The sequence below is a fragment of the Alkaliphilus sp. B6464 genome (assembly GCF_018141165.1).
In the GTDB taxonomy this organism is placed as follows: Bacteria; Bacillota; Clostridia; order Peptostreptococcales; family Natronincolaceae; genus Alkaliphilus_B.
Genome location: NZ_CP058557.1, coordinates 678379 through 698121, shown reverse-complemented (window position 1 = coordinate 698121; position 19743 = coordinate 678379). Strand labels below are relative to the sequence as shown.

General features: G+C 31.0%; 19 protein-coding genes. 15 read left to right on the top strand and 4 right to left on the bottom strand.

Translation table 11 applies throughout. From position 1 onward, the window contains the following. The first annotated feature begins 107 nt into the window (after window positions 1–107). The 12 genes from HYG84_RS03405 (at window position 108) to HYG84_RS03350 (ending at window position 12683) form a co-directional block, all read left to right on the top strand. Complete coding sequence (locus tag HYG84_RS03405; RefSeq protein WP_212380731.1) at window positions 108–1160, top strand: flagellin N-terminal helical domain-containing protein; 1053 nt, start codon at window positions 108–110, stop codon at window positions 1158–1160. A gap of 186 nt (window positions 1161–1346) precedes the next feature. Continuing rightward, the gene (locus HYG84_RS03400) at window positions 1347–3473 is read left to right on the top strand and encodes a glycosyltransferase family 2 protein (protein WP_212380730.1); all 2127 of its coding nucleotides are present in this window, start codon (window positions 1347–1349) and stop codon (window positions 3471–3473) included. 68 nt (window positions 3474–3541) lie between these two features. Then, window positions 3542–5104, top strand: a complete 1563-nt coding sequence (locus HYG84_RS03395) for a class I SAM-dependent methyltransferase (RefSeq protein WP_212380729.1) — start codon at window positions 3542–3544, stop codon at window positions 5102–5104. 26 nt (window positions 5105–5130) lie between these two features. Then, the gene (locus HYG84_RS03390) at window positions 5131–6441 is read left to right on the top strand and encodes a nucleotide sugar dehydrogenase (protein ID WP_305829061.1); all 1311 of its coding nucleotides are present in this window, start codon (window positions 5131–5133) and stop codon (window positions 6439–6441) included. Window positions 6442–6460: 19 nt separating this feature from the next. Next, window positions 6461–6658, top strand: coding sequence for a YjfB family protein (locus tag HYG84_RS03385; protein WP_212380728.1), 198 nt, complete (start codon window positions 6461–6463; stop codon window positions 6656–6658). Between the two features lie 183 nt (window positions 6659–6841). Next, window positions 6842–8266 (top strand): stalk domain-containing protein, encoded by a 1425-nt coding sequence (locus HYG84_RS03380; RefSeq protein ID WP_212380727.1) that lies wholly within the window; start codon window positions 6842–6844, stop codon window positions 8264–8266. A gap of 31 nt (window positions 8267–8297) precedes the next feature. Next, a complete protein-coding gene (locus HYG84_RS03375) occupies window positions 8298–9680 on the top strand; it encodes a TraB/GumN family protein (RefSeq protein WP_212380726.1) in 1383 nt (460 codons plus the stop codon). Between the two features lie 140 nt (window positions 9681–9820). After that, the gene (gene gloA, locus HYG84_RS03370; RefSeq protein WP_212380725.1) at window positions 9821–10207 is read left to right on the top strand and encodes a lactoylglutathione lyase; all 387 of its coding nucleotides are present in this window, start codon (window positions 9821–9823) and stop codon (window positions 10205–10207) included. A 147-nt stretch (window positions 10208–10354) separates the two neighbouring features. Further along, entirely contained in the window at window positions 10355–10792 is a 438-nt protein-coding gene (locus HYG84_RS03365) for a hypothetical protein (RefSeq protein ID WP_212380724.1), read from the top strand. Window positions 10793–10804: 12 nt separating this feature from the next. Continuing rightward, entirely contained in the window at window positions 10805–11236 is a 432-nt protein-coding gene (locus tag HYG84_RS03360) for a ferritin-like domain-containing protein (RefSeq protein ID WP_212380723.1), read from the top strand. Window positions 11237–11416: 180 nt separating this feature from the next. Then, window positions 11417–11728, top strand: a complete 312-nt coding sequence (locus HYG84_RS03355; RefSeq protein WP_212380722.1) for a hypothetical protein — start codon at window positions 11417–11419, stop codon at window positions 11726–11728. 115 nt (window positions 11729–11843) lie between these two features. Beyond that, window positions 11844–12683, top strand: a complete 840-nt coding sequence (locus tag HYG84_RS03350; RefSeq protein WP_212380721.1) for an HDOD domain-containing protein — start codon at window positions 11844–11846, stop codon at window positions 12681–12683. 82 nt (window positions 12684–12765) lie between these two features. Here HYG84_RS03350 and HYG84_RS03345 read toward each other — a convergent pair whose 3' ends face one another. The 3 genes from HYG84_RS03345 to HYG84_RS03335 all read right to left on the bottom strand — a co-directional run bounded on the left by HYG84_RS03345 (window position 12766) and on the right by HYG84_RS03335 (window position 16579). Further along, complete coding sequence (locus HYG84_RS03345) at window positions 12766–13323, bottom strand: hypothetical protein (protein ID WP_212380720.1); 558 nt, start codon at window positions 13321–13323, stop codon at window positions 12766–12768. A gap of 101 nt (window positions 13324–13424) precedes the next feature. Then, window positions 13425–14831, bottom strand: coding sequence for a Na+/H+ antiporter NhaC (gene nhaC, locus HYG84_RS03340; protein WP_212380719.1), 1407 nt, complete (start codon window positions 14829–14831; stop codon window positions 13425–13427). A 323-nt stretch (window positions 14832–15154) separates the two neighbouring features. Continuing rightward, window positions 15155–16579, bottom strand: a complete 1425-nt coding sequence (locus tag HYG84_RS03335; protein ID WP_212380718.1) for a sigma-54 interaction domain-containing protein — start codon at window positions 16577–16579, stop codon at window positions 15155–15157. Between the two features lie 159 nt (window positions 16580–16738). On the opposite strand from HYG84_RS03335, the gene fliW reads away from it, so the two are divergent. The 3 genes from fliW to HYG84_RS03320 all read left to right on the top strand — a co-directional run bounded on the left by fliW (window position 16739) and on the right by HYG84_RS03320 (window position 18810). Further along, a complete protein-coding gene (gene fliW, locus HYG84_RS03330; protein WP_212380717.1) occupies window positions 16739–17236 on the top strand; it encodes a flagellar assembly protein FliW in 498 nt (165 codons plus the stop codon). Further along, on the top strand, window positions 17236–17463 hold the full coding sequence (csrA, locus tag HYG84_RS03325) for a carbon storage regulator CsrA (RefSeq protein ID WP_212380716.1): 228 nt from the start codon (window positions 17236–17238) through the stop codon (window positions 17461–17463). The genes fliW and csrA overlap by 1 nt, the downstream gene beginning before the upstream one ends. Before the next feature lie 141 nt (window positions 17464–17604). Next, window positions 17605–18810, top strand: coding sequence for an NAD(P)/FAD-dependent oxidoreductase (locus HYG84_RS03320; RefSeq protein ID WP_212380715.1), 1206 nt, complete (start codon window positions 17605–17607; stop codon window positions 18808–18810). Window positions 18811–18853: 43 nt separating this feature from the next. On the opposite strand, the gene HYG84_RS03315 is transcribed toward HYG84_RS03320, so the two are convergent. Next, window positions 18854–19714, bottom strand: coding sequence for an aminotransferase class IV (locus HYG84_RS03315; RefSeq protein WP_212380714.1), 861 nt, complete (start codon window positions 19712–19714; stop codon window positions 18854–18856). Window positions 19715–19743 lie beyond the last annotated feature (29 nt).

Here is a 19743-nt window from a genome sequence, read left to right as displayed (position 1 = left end):
CAAATAACTTTATAATCTACAACGCCGGCAGTAGATTATAAAGCTAAAAAATTGACCTATAGGCAAGGATGCCGAGGGCAAATATAAAATTCAAGGAGGAATAAACAATGAGAATTAATAACAACATGATGGCTATGAACACTCATAGACAATTAGGAATCGCTAACAATGGCGGAGCAAAATCAATGGAGAAATTATCTTCAGGATTTAGAATCAACCGTGCAGGAGACGATGCAGCTGGATTATCTATCTCTGAAAAAATGAGAGGACAAATCAAAGGTCTTAACATGGCTTCTAAAAACGGTCAAGACGGTATTTCTTTAATTCAAACAGCTGAAGGTGCTTTAGATGAGTCTCATGCAATTCTACAAAGAATGAGAGAACTTGCAGTACAATCAGCTAACGATACAAACGTTGATGTTGACCGTAATGCACTTCAAGCAGAAGTTGACCAATTAGCGGCAGAACTAACAAGAATTGCTGATACTACAGAGTTTAACACACAAAAACTTTTAGATGGTAACTTTAGCGATAGAACATTCCATATCGGTGCTAATGAAAATCAAAACCTAAAGCTTAGCATCAATGGAATGAAATCAACTGATTTAAGTGTAGGAACAGAATTTACTGCTGTTACTGTTACAGGAACTAATGCTGCTAATACTCTTGTATCTGGTACTGGAGCTAATGCAGTTACAGCTACATTCTATGAAAAAGGTGATGTAATTATAGCAGCATCTACCGGTGTAGAAGAAGTTAAAGCTACACAATCAGGTTACTATACTGCAGATACAACTACAGCTAGTTTATTCCATGCATCATCAAGTGCATTAGAAGAAGACGCTATATTTATTAAAGGTGCAGATATTTCTAGTCAAGATAAAGCGAATAATTCTATTACAACTATTAACGATGCATTAGAAACTGTATCCGCAGAAAGATCTAAGCTAGGTGCTCTTCAAAATAGATTAGAGCATACTATTAAGAATTTAGATACATCTGCTGAGAACTTACAAGCATCTGAGTCAAGAATCAGAGACGTAGACATGGCTAAAGAAATGATGGAACAAACAAAGCAAAGCATTCTTCAACAAGCTTCTACAGCTATGCTTGCTCAAGCAAACCAAGCTCCTCAAAATGTACTTCAATTATTAAGATAATTGAAGTTATAGCTAAAGATATTAATTTCAAGTTAATAGCTTAATTTAAATTTTGACATAATTAGACTAAATAATAGAGGGTCAGGGGATTTTTCCTCTGGCTCTTTTTAAATGTTTAATTGATAGTGTATAAATAAATGAATACTTGTATAGCATCAATTAAACATAAAGAGGAGGACATATTAAATGACATATGAAAAAAAAGTTAGCATTTGTATGATGATAAAAAATGAAGAAAAAAATCTACATCGATGTTTTGAAAGTATTAAGCCAGTTATTGATTCAGGATTAGCTGAGTTAATTGTTATAGATACTGGGTCGGAAGATAGATCCATTGAGATTGCTAGACAATACACAGAAAAAGTATATGAACATCCTTGGACTAATAATTTTTCCGAAATGAGAAATATATCTATATCTTATGCCAAAGGAGAATGGATTTGGATTATTGATGCAGATGAAGAAATCGAAAATCCAAAAGAAATGATAAAACTATTTAAAAATGATCTATCCAAGTATAACACTATATCTGTTAAAATAAAAAACTATATGAAAACACCGGTAGTAGATAAAGAAACAAAATACGCTATAAGTAACTTTAATAGAGGATTTAGAAATACTGTTGATTTCGAATATAAAGGAGCAATTCATAATCAACCTATGTATAAAAATCCTATTTTATCTACTAACGTTATATTTGGACATTATGGCTATATTTGGGAAGATAAGGAGTTTGTAAAAAAGAAATTTGATAGAACTGCAGGAATATTAAAAAAAGAATTAGAAAAAAATCCTGAGAACATTTATTATCAATTTCAATTGGCGGTTTCCTATTCTACATTAGATATAGAACAAGGATTAATGGAAATTAGTAAAGCATATGAACTAGTAAAAAAACTTCCTTATAGAGAAAGAGGAAAATATATATATGTTCATGGTACATATGCCAAAATAGCAAGTGAAAATAGAAAACATAGCGAAATCATTGAAATATGCAAAGAGGGATTATCTATTACACAGGATTATATTGATTTATGGTTTCTACTGGGAATATCATATAGTGCTATAAATGATTATGATAACGCTATCAATGCTTTTAAAGAGTATTTAAAGTGTAATGACAGATTTGAAAAAACCCTACTGTCTAAAGACCCAGCCCTTACTTTTTATTATTTTGATGATGAGACTAAGGAACTAGCACTATATAATATAGCATCTATATATGTAAAGAAAAAAGAACATGATATAGCACTTGAGTATATTAATATGATGAAGTCATCAGATTTAAAATCAGTTGCCGTTATCAATTTAGGAATATGCGAAAATATGGAGTATGTATTATCTGATTATTTTAAGGAGATTTATAAAGAAGAGGATATTAGGCTTAAATTTATAAATACATTTGAAAATCAAAGACTGACTATAGAGCAAAAAATGATATTTTCCAATAGAATTAGTGATTTTTATTCTATAAATGGAGAAGAAAGTGATTCTTATTATTTGTTAAATCTTATAAGAATCCATATATCAAATGATAAGCCATTAAATGAAGATATTATTGAGGAAGTACTTAATTTAAATTATAATGAACTTCCTTATTATTATGGAGATATTATTGTATATATTATAATGAATGATTTGCCTATTGATTCATTTGGATATATAGGTAGCGTGGAGCAAGTAAATGAGTTTTTAAAATATGCTATAAATAATTATGAAAATATGCATGAGAAAATTATTCATTATTTATATAAAAACGAAAATACAGAACATATTTCTAATTTGCGCTATTGGATTGTATTAGCACGACATGTTTTACTTGCAGAAGAGATGAACTATGATAAACACATGAAGCTATTTGAAAGGTATGTAGATAACGGGACTTGTTATATTAAAAGCATATACCATCCTAATGTATTAAAAGAAGAACTTATTTATGATGTTAAAAATGATGAACATAGATTCTTTTTGTTTTTATTAAAGGCTAATAAAGTGAAAGAGAAAAATATGAAGGAATATATACAATATTTGAGAAAAGCTCTAAAAGTATATCCTATGAGAACTGGTATAGAGATACTTATGCAGGAAATAGAAAATGATCATAGTCAATCGAATCCAGAGATGGAATTATTGAAAAAACATCTCAAGGATAATATTAACTTAATGATTGAAACTAACATGATTAAAGAAGCAGAGGAACTTATTAGACAGTATGAGGAAATAATACCAGAGGATGTGGAAGTGCTATTATTTAAATCTGAAATTGCTTTGATAAAGCTGAAACAATTAGATGGTAGTGGAATTTTAAATTAATAAGTAAAGTGAGTTAGTTTTATTAAGGATGATAAAGGTTATATATCTATGGAATGGGTGTGATATAAATGCAAAATGAAACTATAACGAAACAATTTAAAGAAAATATAAAACAACTGATTGAAAAAGGAGAAATTAAATCAGCTAAAATATTATTAAAAAAATATAGAAAAATGGAACCGAATGATGTAGATGCTTATTCTATGGCTGGAATTATTGCTATGATAGAGGGTAGGATGGTTGATGCAGAGGAAATCTTTTTACAAGGATATAAATTAAATAATAGTCATTTCGATTTATTATATAATTTAGGATATTTGTATGAAGTAAAATCATATATAAGGAAAGCATTACAATATTATATAAAGGCAAGGGATAATGCCGAAACTAAAGAGGAAAAAATAGGTATAGAAGAAGTAATCGAAAGATTGGGTCTTACACAAAAAGGAAATATGGAATTTGAAGCTACTAGAGATAATAAAGAGAGAATTAGCCTTAATAATAATAAAAACGAAAATATAAGTGGAGAAAGTATTACCAAATATTTCAACAATACTATAGATAAAGAAATAATAAGATGTTTTCAAAATAAGGATTTTGATAGAATAGTTCAGGAGATACAAAGGAAAATAAGTCATAGAGAATATCATGAAATAATTGCTATCTGCAATTATTGGTTAAATAAAATAAATAAAAATACAGCAATTATTTACTATTTTATGGCAGTAGCTGCAAATGGCATAAAAGATTTTACAAATGCTTTAAAGTATCACAAAAAAGCTCTAGAGCTAGATAATTCATTAGCAGATTTGAGAAATAGAAAATCAAAATATAAATATAACTATGAAGAAAGAAATATAGCTTGTATAGGTTGTGGTAATGAAAAATTTGAGGTAGTGAATGTGTGTAATCAATCTATTTCGGAAGATAATAAGGAACTAATAAATCCTATTAGAAAATGGGTTAAATGTACTAATTGTAATTTAATATATGCTAATCCTCTACCAGCAGAAGAGAAGTTAAATAAATATTATTCTGAAATAGCAAAAGAAAAATTTGGTGGAATTTATGGTGATATTGATGCTAGATTTGAGTTTCTAGTAAATATGTCCAATAAAAGACTTGAAAAGATAGAAGGATATACATCAGGTGCAAAAACATTGCTTGATATTGGTACAGGCATAGGAGTATTCACCGGTACTGCATTAGATAGAGGATGGAAAGCAGAAGGTTTGGAATTAACTCCTGAAGATTGTCAATATGCGAAAGATAAGTTTGAGCTAGAGCTAAAACAAGAAAACTTCTATTTATTTAATGAAGATAGAAAGTATGATGTAGTTACTTTATTTGAAGTAATAGAGCACTTACAAACTCCACTTAAAGATTTGAAGCAAATAAATAAACTAATAAAAGATAATGGTATATTAGTTGTTGCAACACCAATACAAGATACGCTATATGGGAAGAAAATGAAAGAAAATAATGTATTCTGGAATGTGGTTACTCATTTATCGTACTTTACAAAAGATGTTATGCTAAATTATTTGGAAGAGGCAGGATTTGAAGTGTTGGAGATAAGTGGATCCAATGAAGGAATGGGCAGAATGGAGTTTTATTGTAGAAAGATATAAGACTAAAAAGGGGAGACAACATACATATGATAAATAATTTAATAGAAAACTTTAAAAATAAAACTAGTGTTATAGGTATTATTGGAATGGGATATGTAGGGCTACCCCTTGCACTAGCTTTTGCTGAATTGGATTATAAAGTAATTGGATTTGATAGTGGAGAAGATAAAGTAAATAAAATCATTAAAAATAAGGAAAGTTACATAAATCATATTAAAAGTGATAGGATTAAAAGCTGCGTGGAGAAGGAAAATTTGGATGCTACAACAGATTTGTCAAAAATTCAAGAAGTAGATGCTATTATTCTTTGTCTTCCGACACCTTTAAATAAATATAAAGAGCCTGATCTTTCTTATGTTATAAATTCATTGGAAAGCATATTACCATATCTAAAGAAAGGTCAGATATTGAGCTTAGAAAGCACTACTTATCCTGGAACTACTGAAGAGGAGTTAAGACCTCGTATAGAAAGTAAAGGATTCTCAATAGGGAAAGACTTTTTTTTAGTTTATTCTCCGGAGAGAGAAGATCCCGGCAATATAAATTTCACAACAAGAACAGTACCCAAAGTAATAGGGGGAAGTACAGCTCGATGTTTAGAAATGGGGATAGCATTATATGGAGATGTTATTGATAAAGTGGTTCCTGTTAGTTCTACTCAAGTTGGGGAATTAACAAAACTTCTGGAGAATATTTATAGAGCAGTGAATATTGGGCTTGTAAATGAAATGAAAATAGTTGCTGATAAAATGAATATAGATATTTGGGAAGTAATAGAAGCTGCTGCTACAAAGCCCTTTGGTTTTACACCCTTTTATCCAGGTCCAGGATTAGGAGGGCATTGTATTCCCATAGATCCTTTTTATTTAACTTGGAAGGCAAGAGAATATGGTATTAACACAAGATTTATAGAACTTTCTGGAGAAGTAAATGCTGGTATGCCAGAATGGGTTATCCATAAAGTTATGGAAGGATTAAATGAAATTGGGAAGCCCTTAAAAAATGCTAAAGTTTTGGTATTAGGGCTTGCTTATAAAAAAAATACAGATGATACTAGAGAAACACCATCTGTAAAATTGATGGAGTTATTACGACAAAGGGGAGCTGAAGTTTACTACTCCGATCCATACGTCCCATCTTTCCCCAAAATGAGAGATCATCATTTTGATTTAGAATCTATAGAGCTTAATATAAAAAATTTGGAAAAAATGGACTGTATATTAATAAGCACGAATCATGATTGTTTTGATTATGATTTTATTTTAGAAAATAGCAAGTTGATAGTAGATACTAGAGGTGTGTATAAAAAAATATATAAAAATGTTATTAAGGCATAGGAAAAAAGGAGCTGATACTATGGACATAGCAGCTTTATCAACGGGAATGGGTCAAATGAAACTGACTCAGCAGGCCAGTGTGTCAATTATGAAAATGGCTATGGATACTACCAAAGTACAGGCAGTTGATTTGACAGAAATGTTAGAAGTTAATACTAAAATAATGGAGCAATCGATTAATCCTCATATGGGAGGAAATATAGATATTAGATTATAATCTTTGATAAAAGGCCTAATTATATAGGTCTTTATTATTTTTTATTAAAACAATATAATTAAAATCTTTAGGATTTACTTATAGCAATACTTGTAGCCCTATGTTATTATAAATATGTGAATTAACAAATATATAGTTCTATTACTGTTAGGTCATAATAAATTTTAAATTATGGAGGCGGCTATGTTAAGAAAAGCTAAATTGATTTGTATTGTTATATCCATATTTATTTTAGGTAAAACATCTGTATTTGCTTATTCTAATCCATATTCATATACATCATCAAATGTAAATGGATATAATATAAAATATGTAACTCTGGATATGAATGATGCCACATTAAAATCTGTAGTTTTAAATGCTAATAAGGAAATAACCTCAACTCAATCCCTAGAGCAAATGGCTAAAGAGGTTAATGCAATTGCAGCTATAAATGGGACTTATTTTGAAGCATATGGTGGAATACCAATACCTTGGGGCACTATAATAAGAGATAAAAAAGTATTACATATAGGTAATACAGGTTCAGTTGTTGGTATAACAGAGGAGAATAAACTTATTATTGATAATCTTACTATTAATTTTGAAGTATACATAAATGGTGTTTATAGAGCCATACCATGGAGAATAAATCATCCCAGTACAGAGGATGGAGCTATAACCATATTTACTCCTGAATATAAACAGGAGCTACAGGTTCTGGAAGGCACAAAAACAGTTATAGTAACTAACGGGATTGTAACATCAATTACAGACAGAGATTTTACAGCACCTAAAGATGGTTTCGCAATATCTTATAATCCTAGTGTTGCACATTTAGTAGAGGAAAGATATAAAGTTGGCGATAAGGTTGAATATAAGCATAAATTTGTAACAAAGCACACAAAACCAGAAGACTGGGATAATGTAGTAAGTGCTATAGGTGCAGGACCAAGCCTTATAATTAATGGAGAAGTTACTGCGGATGGATTAAAGGAAGGATTTTGGGAAGCTAAAATAAATACAAACAAGGCAAGTAGATCATTTATAGGAAGTACAAAGGACGGAAAAATAGTAATTGGAACAATTCCGAATGCCACACTTAAAGAAGCTGTAGCTATATGTCAAAGCTTAAATCTTATAAATGCTATGTGTCTTGATGGAGGATGGTCAACAGCATTATATTATAAAGATAAAGGGGCTATTGTACAAGGAAGAAACATTAACAATGGACTCGCATTTGTAAAAACAGAAATAAAACAACCAGAAATAAATATAAATATTGACGGAAAAAAGGTAGTCTTTACAGACAGTACGGGCAAGCCATATATTGATAAAAATGGCAGAATCCAAGTCCCTTTAAGAGTAACAATGGAGAGCGCTGGAGCAAATGTTACTTGGGACAGTTCTAAAGAAACTGCTACTGTAGACAAGAATGGAATATCTATTTCGGTTAAGATAGGACAAGACTATATAACAGTAAATAATATGGAAATTAAAAATGACACTGTAGCTATGATAAATAGTAATAAAACTTATGTACCAATTAGAGTTGTTTTGGAAGCATTCGGATACGATGTTGTGTGGGACGATAATAGTAAAACTGTAAATATAAGTAGTAAATATTAATATAATAGTATAAAAATAAGGTGGAGAGATTATGAAAAAAATATGTAATAAGATATCAAAAAAGGGTATAGTTGCTGTATTATTGACATTTATGATGATGTTAACTACAATTATTCCAGTTTGGGCTGAGCAACCACAACAAACTCTTGATTTAAGTCAATGGGCTATAGGAGCTTTGAATGAGGGAGAAAGGTATGGCATTTATCCTGCTGAGTGGTACTATGACAGCTTTAGATCTGAAATTTCTCAGGAACGATTAGAGGTTCTATTGGCAAACACAGATAACAAAATAGCAGCATTAGAATTAAACAAGAAAGAGGACTTTATTCCTGTTTCCTATAACGGTGATAGTACACGAAGCGATGTGCTAATAAAGATGTATAATATTTTAGCTCAATATGATTTGCCTATAGGAGAATCACCTGTGGATTATATGAAAGATCAAGGTATACTACAGGGAACATCTAAAGGCTTAGAGCTAGATCAAATCTGTACTACAGAACAGGCAGTAATACTTGCTACTAGATTGGTAGAAGATACATATAATTTACTAGATGCAGGTTCAAAGGGGTTTGCTTGGGAAGTAGAGCATAATGGTAATGTTATTTATTTTCTAGGGTCGATTCATATAGGCAATAATGAACTTTATCCTATAGAGCAAAGATTAAAGCAAGCATTTAATGAATCGGATGCTTTGATTGTAGAAGCTAATTTGTTTGATCAAGAAGGTGGAATGGAATATTTTTTAGAAAAATCTACATATCAGGATGACGCTACTTTAAAGGATAATATTAGCCAAGAGACATATGAGAAAGTATTAAAAGTATTTGAAAAATTGGATCTACCAGAAGAGGTGTATAGTCAAATTAAGCCATGGAGAGTAGCAAATGACTTAAGTGTAATTTCCATGACTAGCTCAGAAGAGTCTCAAATAGCATCTCAATCAGCTGGTTTAGGAATAGATATATATTTCCTTACTAAAGCTTTAATTACTCAAAAGCCAATCCAAGAGCTAGAGGGTATAAAATATCAAGCGGATTTGTTTGATGGATTATCACCTGAATTTCAAGAAGAATATTTGAATGCTATATTAGATGGTATTTTAGATCCGCAGACTAATGAAGCTCCTGATTCTGCTCAAATGTTAGACGAATGGTTAAAACAATGGAGAAATGGAGATGTTGAAGGATTTACTAGTGACTATAATGGAATTACTGAGGAATCCGAAAATGAGCTTACCAATATGTTATTTGGCAAGAGAGACAAGGATATGGCAAAGAAGATAATTGATATTTTAGAATCAGAAGAAAAAGGCACATATTTCGTTGTAGTAGGGGCAGGTCATTTTGTACGAGATAATACAGTAATTCATCACTTAAGAGAAAAGGGCTACAATGTTGAAGTATTTCAGTAAATAATGTTTATTACAGTTTTTATACTTATAAGCAGTTCCTAATATTTGTTATAATTAATATAAAACGGACAAAGACTTATATCTTTGTCCCTTCAGCTTAAAGCAATTAAATAAAAATAAATATGAAAGGGGATTACCTTATGAATTACAAAATGCTACATACTTGTATAAGAGTAATGGATTTAGAAAAGTCTTTGAAATTTTACAATGAAGCATTAGGACTTGTTGAAACTAGAAGAAAAGATTTTCCAGAACATGAATTTACTTTAGTATTTTTGAGTGATCAATCAGGGCAGTATGAATTAGAGCTAACATATAACTATAATCCAGATAAACCTTATGAAATAGGGAATGGATTTAGTCATATTGCAGTTGCAGTAGCTGACTTAGAAGGTTCTCAAAAAAGACATAAAGAAATGGGACATAAGGTTACAGAATTAATTGGACTACCAGGTGAGCTGCCTAGATATTATTTTGTAACTGATCCAGATGGATATGATGTAGAAGTGATAAGGGCTACTAAATAAAGTTTATATTTATATTAGATAATAAAGATTCTGTTTAGGATCTTTATTATTTTATACCCTAACTGATTACATTGTTAATAAAATGTTTATGTTTTCGGAAATCGGGTAATTAAGATATGTATTAAGCAACTAAGGAGGAAAATTGGGATGGATAAAAATATTGATTTTAATGGGTTAATTGGAGAGGTAGGAAAATGTTGTCTCTCTGAAGAATCTTGTGGCACATGTGAAAAAGGAACTTGTTTAGTAGGATACTGTAAGCAATCGTTATTGACTGCATTTAAGCAGAAAGATGAGTTTATAGATAATGGCATGGATGATATACCCTATGAGGACACAAAATTATATGATGACGAAAAAATTATTAATTCAATTGGATTTATTTTAAATCAATGTAAGAACTGTCAGCTATACCATGATGAAGACTGTATTATTAATATTATTAGATGCTCTATGGAGGTTGCACTTTTAGGTGATCATATTGATTATAAGGGAAGTACATTAATGTATTTTTCTGACTTAGGTAATAAAAACAAAGAGATTTCACAAAAAATATATTCTGCTTTTAAGCAGGTTAATAAATAGGAGGGGTTTGAAATGGAAAAATTAAGCTTAATTACAGAAAATATAATTGGAGAAACAAAGGGAACAGCTTTAGAAAGAATAGTTAAACAAAACTTTAACGGAGAAACCAGTGAAGTTGGTATATATTTAGCTATGGCAAGATTAGCTCAAAGACAAGGATACCCAGAAATAGCCGAAGTATTAAAGACGATTGCCTGGGAAGAAGCAGAGCATGCAGCAGTTTTTGCGGAATTCAACGGAATGATTCAAGAAGATATATTTGATAATTTAAAACAGATGTTAGAAGGAGAAACCTTTGCAAACAACGGTAAAAAAGAGGCGGCAGATAAGGCCGAAGAACTAGGAATCACTTCTGTTAGAGACTATTTTAATATATCAGCTAAGGATGAAGCTAGACATGCTAGAATGTTAGAAGGTATCTTAAAGCGCTTTGATAAACTGTAGAAGAATGTAATTAAATATGATTAGATTAGAAGGGAGCAAATGGACAGGTTATTTGCTTCCTTTTATTATACAACTACACTATATATGTATATATTATCATAAGAGGTATTAGATATAACGATGCGTAATAATTACTCTATTTATACTATTTATGATAATATATAATTAAGAGGTGATTTTGTGGCTTATCAAATATGTAAAAGATGTAGCAAAATGTTTGAGAAAAATGGGAAAATATACTGTAAAGATTGTTTTGAAAAGAATGAAAGAGAATACGAGTTAATTATTAATCATATAAAAAAACATCCCAATGCAACTGTATTAGATATTATTACAGAAACATCAGTATCTCTTAAAAGTATTAATTGCTTTGTTGAAGAAGGCGGTATTGTTTATGTGGAAAATAAATTAAATGTTGAAGATAATGATGAAAAACCTAAGATATCTGATAGGACGTTAATGAAAAGAAGTAAGTTTCACTTAACAAGATAATTTTATTATTAGAGGAATTATTAAAAACTAGACTATTATACTATATATAACGGGGCATAAATCATTTAAAGTATAGTTAGGAGCAAAATATCCCACTGATAGGAGTGAGATTAAGGTGAAACTAACATTAGAAGAAATTACTAGAAGAGTGGTTGACATCCCTGCCTTGCCTAAAGTAACAAATGATATTATGAGGCTAACAGAAGATCCGGATTCGAATGTTCAAGATATTGAACGGGTCATTATGAAGGATCAAAGTTTAACTACTAGAATTTTACGGTTAGCTAATTCGGCTCACTATGGTTATCCTAGAAGGATTAGCACCATTTCAGAAGCCTCTGTTTTATTAGGATTTCAAGCTATAAGGAGTATTACATTAACTGCATCAGTTAATGGTTTACTAATGAAAGAGGTTAGTGGTTATGGATTGAAAGAAAATGAACTTTGGAGACAGTCCCAATCTTGTGCAATTATATCTAGATATATAGCTAAAAAGTTACGTTTTGCAAAAGTGGATCAGGCATATGTAGCAGGATTGCTTCGTGATATTGGCAAGGTAATAGTTAGTTATTATTTAAATGATCATTTTAAACAGATTATGAGTATGGTTGAAAATGACGGGATATCATTTTTAGAAGCAGAAGAGAAGGTTTTGGGTTTCCACCATGGGCAAGTTGGAGCAGAAGTCGCAAAAAAATGGAATTTGCCTGAAGAACTAGTGGAGGCCATTGAGTACCATCATAGCCCTGAAGAAGCAACTATAAACTTTAAACTTACATCAATTATTCATCTGGCAGATGCTATTGTAATGATGATGGGGATAGGGCTAGGTGTAGACGGAATGATTTATAATTTATCCCAAGAAACTCTCCAGGCTCTTGGTATTGATGGACTTATGCTAGAACAATTAATATCAGAAACTTCAGATTTATTAGTGGATGAAGATGCTTTTTAGATAAGGTGAAATAATTGGAAATAGTAATAGGAACAGAAAACTGTTCCTATTATTATTTCTCTAAAGATTTACCTTCTTCAGACTACTTATCCAGTTTTTCCATAACAAGTTTATATGTTTCTTTAGATACTTCTGGTAGTTGACCCAGTATCGACTCTGCTTGTCTAAATCCTTCTTCTATAGCATTTTTTAATTTATCTAGCTTCTCAACATCTCCGCCAGATATTGCCTTTGCAAAATCTACTATACGGTCACTCACTGCTTCAGCACTGAGAGGGCCACCAGGTGCTATCATATTTTGTGCTTCAAGTCTAGTTGGTTCATCAATTTGAATTCCAGCCCATTCTTCTGAAGTAATAGTTTTTAGAGAATGACCTTGTTTAAGTAGAAGCTTTTCTATCAGTCCTCTAAGGTGAGCATATGCTTCCTCGCTTTGCCTTTTAAGCTTGGCTACAGTTTCATGGTCATATACATGGCTCGTTTTTTTGTAAGTAACCGGCTCATTGTTTTTAGAAGGTTCATATTTTACGGCTTCTTCTACAGGTTTTTCACTTCTTGTATTTCCCTTTTCAATATGCTTACTTTTAACACTCTTAACCGGTTCTACATATGATCTTTGATCAACTCTTGTAACTTTCAAAATCTACACCCCCTGTTTTTGTAGGTCTTTTCTTATAATATATATCGGCAATAATTTTTGAATAAATAGAGGGATAACATATTAATTTGTTTATGCAAATTTTACTTAGCAGATTTTACTTTTAGAGGCTTATCCTCATTTAGCTTTGCAACAGCTAATCCTGTAAAGCTGAATAATATAACTATTATTGGTGTTAGATAGTTAAAGAATGCCCATTTAAAATAAGCCGTAGTAGAAACACCTAATACTCCATATAAAAACACTCCACATGTATTCCATGGTATTAATGCAGAGGTTAATGTTCCAGCGGATTCTAAAGCATTTGAAAGGGTTTTAGGATGTAATCCTCTTTCTTTATAAGCTGGTGCATACATCCTACCAGGAACAACTATAGATATATATTGCTCTGGCATTGTAGCATTACTTCCTATACAGGTTGCTATTGTAAGAGTAATAAGTCCTGGTATGCTTTTTACACGTTTCAGTAGTGCTTCAACTATTACTTCTAGCTGACCTGTTTTCTCCATTATACCACCAAACATCATGGCTATAATTGTTAAAGATATAGAGTACAGCATGTTCTCAAGACCACCTGCTGTAAGAAGATCATCTATTGTTTCTAGACCTGTATTACTTACAAATCCACCATAGCTTGCAGATAAGATATCACCAAAATTTGCGCCTTGGAAAATAGGGGCAAATATTATACCTAAAATTATACCTATAAATATACCAGGAATAGCTGGAACTTTTTTAGCGATTGCAACTATAACTACTACAGGTGGTATCAATAGTAGAGGTGATATATTAAAGCTAGATTGTAGGCCACTTTGAATTTGCTCTATAACTGAAAAATCTACTTGTGCGCTTCTAAATCTAAATCCTATTATTAAGAAAAGAACTAGAGTAATACCATAGGATATCAATGTAGTAGGTAGCATAAATTTAATATGTGTAAATACATCAGTACCTGCCATAGCTGGTGCTAAATTAGTAGTATCAGAAAGTGGAGACATTTTATCACCAAAGTATACTCCTGATATAATGGCACCTGCTGCAATAGGAGCAGGAATTCCGAGTCCCTGCGCTATTCCCATTAAAGCTAAACCTATAGTACCAGCCGCTCCCCAAGATGTACCTGTTGCTAAGGATGTAATAGAGCAGATTATAACTGTGGCTACTAAGAATATTGATGGTGACAGAATACTTAAACCATAATATATCATTGTAGGCACTACTCCTGATAATAACCAAACACCTATTAAAACCCCTATAATAGCTAAAATTATTATTGCTTGAAGCGCTTGCATTATTCCATCATACATACTCTTTTCAACATCTTCCCACTTGTAGCCAATTTTAAGTGCCATTAAAGCTGCGAAGGCTGTCCCAAATAACATTGGAATATGGGGGTCTGCCTCAAATTTTGCAATACCTATTCCCATTACTATAATAAGAAATAAAAAAGAAAGTATTGCCTCATAAATATAAGGTCTTCGTACGTTCATCTGTTTTCCTCCTTGTAAGTAGTTAATAAATTATAACTATTAATATAATACATACAAGCAATACTAATGCCAATGTTCAGAAAAATCATTAATTACAAAATATTTGAAGTTTTGCAATTAGGAATAGTAGTTCTAAAGTATATAGTATGGTTGGAATTAACAATAATTTTTATCAATAGATAATCTATGAATTTTTGTTTTTATAATAGTTTTATTCCTAAGGCTGGTGATGTTTATATTATAAAAAAATTGTATTCTATATAGAAACGGCAAAAAAACTTGCTTTTTTGCGGCAAAACTTCTTGCCATTTTTATTTATATTCTTAATTCTGTAACGAATTTTTTCTTAATTTATATTGTAAACCTTGTCTTGTAATACCTAATGATTCTGCTGCCTTAGTTATATTGAATCCATTTATTTTTAATGCCTGATTTATAAGTTGTTGCTCAATCTCATATATATATTCACTTAAGCCAAGTTTTTTGTTTTCAAGCATATTTAGTGTATGGACTTCTTTGTCACCATGGACATTTACATCAGTTACTTGATTATGAAAATGTTTTTTCATATAGTAAGGGAGATGCTCAAGTCCAATTACACCACCATCTTCTACGATATTAAGTGCTCCTTCTAAAACATGTTGAAGCTCTCTAACATTTCCAGGCCAAGAGTAGCTATTTAAAAAATTGATTACACTACTATCTATGCCAGAAATAGTTTTATTAAGTTTTTTTTCTAGGGTTTTAACAAAAAAATTCTTTAATATTTCAATATCCCCATCACGATTTCTTAGAGGTGGTATATAAAGGTTTACAACATTCAATCTATAAAATAAGTCTTCTCGCAGTTCTCCATCTGTAATTAGTTTAAAAGGATCTTTATTAGTAATGGCAATAATCCTAACATCAACCTCTATTTCTTTTGTGCTTCCAATTGGTCTAAATTTTGATTCTTGCAGTACTCTTAAAAGTTTTGCCTGTAGTCCTAAGGGCATAGAATTAATTTCATCTAGTAATAAGGTACCCCCATCGGCCTGCTCTAAAAGTCCAGCACGATCTATAGCACCTGTAAACCCTCCCTTTGCGGTTCCAAAGAGCAGTCCTTCTAGTAGTGCTTCAGGAAAAGCAGCACAGTTTTCTGCAATAAAGGGCTTATATCTTCGTTTACTGGAATTGTGTATGCTCTGAGCAAAGAGCTCTTTTCCTGTACCAGACTCCCCTATTATTAGTACGGATGAATCGGTTTTGCTAGACATATTGGCGATCTGCTTTGCATTTAATATTTCTGGAGAATTGCCCAAAATGTCATCAAGTGTATATTTAGCAGATACATCACTATCTTTCTTATTATCTTTTTCTACATAACCATTAGAAAATAAAAATTTGTTAACGGTTCTCTCAATAATGGATACATCCTTTGCAATTTCCACTGCTCCAATTATTTTTCCATCTTTTTCAATAGGCCATGTGGAATTTAAGGTTGAAATTTGCTTACCATCTTTATTAAAATAGGTTTGATAATTCATTATAATAGGTTCTCCAGTTGCAATTACCTGCATAAGGGTACTTTTTCCCTGAAGAGAAGGTAATACTTCTAACAGTCGTTTATTTAATACCGCATTTACTTCCATACCTTCAAAGTCAGCCATTGTATTATTATATAATAGGGTTTTACCTTGACTATCTACTATATGAATTCCTTCTTTAATATTATTATTAATTAAACTAATAAGCGTCTCTTTATCCATTTAGTCAACTCCTATATTAATATTATATTAACATTTGAAATAATGGGTTTACTTACATTATAGCATAATTTAAAAGCTACTCTTTATAGGAAATATATAATAGTATATAATACCAAATAAGAAGAACATTGAACTAAACTAAGGATAAGGGGTGTACTTATGATTATAAAAACTAAGCATTTTGGCGAAATAGAAATTGGTGAAGAAGATATTATTAATTTTTACGACGGTATACCAGGATTTGAAGGTCTAGAAAAATATATTATTATCGAAAATCCTGATAAAGATGTACCGTTTAGCTGGCTTCAATGTGTGGATAATCCAGATTTAGCATTTGTTATTATTAATCCCTTTATATTTAAAGAGAATTACGAATTTAGCCTACCACAAAATGCTATTGAAAAACTACAAATAGAATCCCATGAGGATATAAGTATATATTCAATAGTTACAATACCAGAGGATATTAGTAAAATGTCTGCAAACTTAGCAGCACCTATTGTAATTAGCTATGTAAATAAAAAAGGAAAGCAAATATTACTTCAAGACAGTGGATATAACAAGAAACATTTAATTTTAGATGAAATAAGAAACTCTGCTGTAGGAAATAATAGTGCAAAGGAGCAAGAGAAATTGACTACAGGGGAGGTATTTTAATGCTGGTTTTATCTCGAAGGGCTAATGAGAGTATAATGATAGGCAATGATATTGAAATAAAAATTCTTGGAATAGAAGAAGGTAAGGTAAAGTTAGGGATTGAAGCACCTAAGGATGTAGAGATATGCCGTAGAGAAATATATATAGAAATAGAGGAAGAAAATATAACCGCAAGTAAGCAACAATTAGATATAGAGAGCTTAAAAGGCATTTTTACACAAAAATAATACCTGCATTTTCTGATTTGATAATTTTAGTATGGGTATAATATGGTTAACGATAACGGAATATATTTTAAATTGGTTGTATATATTTAGTGTATTGTAAATCGCCATAGCTTAATACTACAATTAGAAAGGAAGACCTTAATGAATCAGACAAAGGAATATATTATTGTTGGTAATGGAATTGCTGGATTATCTGCTGCAGAAACAATTCGTAAAAATGATGAAAATGGTAAAATTACTGTAGTGTCTAAAGAAAACTACTTAACCTATTATAGAGTGAAGTTGTCTCATTTTATTAGTAAGGATTTTAAAGATGATGAATTATTTATACACAATGATCAGTGGTATAAAGAGCGTAATATTGATTTAATTTTAGGGAAGACGGTAAATAAAATTGATACAGATTCAAGTGAACTTGAACTTAGTGACGGAATGAAAATTAAATATGATACCCTATTACTTGCTATCGGTAGCAGACCATTTGTACCCCCTATTAAAGGCAGTGAAAAAGATGGAGTATTCGCCTTAAGAACTATAGAAGATTTAAAAAATGCTCAATCTTATTTTAAAAATTGTAGTAGTATTACTGTGCTTGGTGGTGGACTTTTAGGTTTAGAGGCCGCTTGGGCTATTAAAGAATTAGGTAAAGATGTAAATATAGTGGAATTTTTTCCTCATTTATTACCTAGACAATTGGATGAGGGATTGTCTAAGGAGCTTGGACATCAATTGGAACAAAATGGACTAAGTCTTTATTTAGGAACTGCAACAGATGAAATACTAGGTGATGGAAAAGTAGAAGGAATTCGTCTACAAGATGGAAGAGAAATTAAAACTGATGCGATACTGATTTCTGCTGGTATACGTCCTGTTTTGGATATAATAAAGGATAGCAATATTAAGTTTGATAAGGGCATTCAAGTTGATCCTTCTATGAAAACTAATGTTAATAATGTATATGCTGCTGGAGATGTGGCTGAGCTTAACGGTATGGTTGTTGGTTTATGGGGAATATCTGGAGACCAAGGTAAGGTAGCAGGTGAAAATATGGCAGGTGGAAATGCTGAGTATAAAATGCCAGAGCTTAATGCTATGTTAATGATAGGGAAACTATCAGTATTTTCAGCAGGAAATATAAAAGATTTTGATAAAACTGTAGAAGAAGTGGATAAAGTAAAAAATGCTCATTATAAATTATTTATAACTAATGGAAAAGTCGTTGGTGGAGTAGTTATTAACGATATGTCTAAGGTACCTAGAGTTAAAAAGATGGTAACTAATAATGTTGATTTAACAAAACAATTACAAAACAATATGAGTTTTCATGATATTATTCAAAATGTATAATGGTTGTACACTATTTCTATAAAAATAAAGAATCTATGGCGAATTATGCCATAGATTCTTTATTTTTAGCTATATAATTATTTATTAAATCATCATAGGCTTTGCTAAGAGTAAGTATTGCCGGATTGTTACTAGATTCGTAATGTGTGTTATTAATAGATGCAATAGGTAGTACATTAGGTGAAGTGCCAGTTAAAAAAAGTCCATCTATTTCATCTAAAAAAGAAACTGGTATTGGTTCTTCCTTAACTTCGTAGCCTAATTGAACACATAGTTGTATAACACGGCTACGGGTAATTCCAACTAACACATCTTTGGCAGGGGAAGTGTAGAAAATATTATCTTTTACAAAAAACATGTTAGAGCGACTTCCCTCAGTAATTTCTTTGTTTTGATTGACTAAAATAGCCTCATAAGCATTTGATTCTTTTATACTTTTGTTAACTGCATCTCTAAAAGACTTGGCGATTACTTTAGCATTGGGATTTTCCCTTTCTGCTTCATAAAGTATTGTATGTACACCATCTGTATATTGGTCATTATTAGGATAGTTACTAGTAATGAAATATATAAATAAGTTTGTCTCTTCATCATTTAACCCATTAATAACAATTTTAACATTGTAGTTATAACATTTGTTGGATTCTATTAATGTATGTATTTGTTCTTTTATAGTATTTTCATCGTAAGGTAGCTTGTAGTTCAGTAAATCTAAAGACTTTATTAAACGTTGTATATGCTCCTCAAAAAACAGAGGCACACCATTAATAACTCTAATCACTTCATAAAACGAAGGATAAATAGTCGTTTTTTCCTGTTCAAATTCGCTAGATGGAGTAACCTGACCATTTAATAAAAAGAAGCTTTGTGCTATTTCCTTATTTGAATTCTTTGAAATGTACATTTATATCACCTCTTAATTTATTATTATCT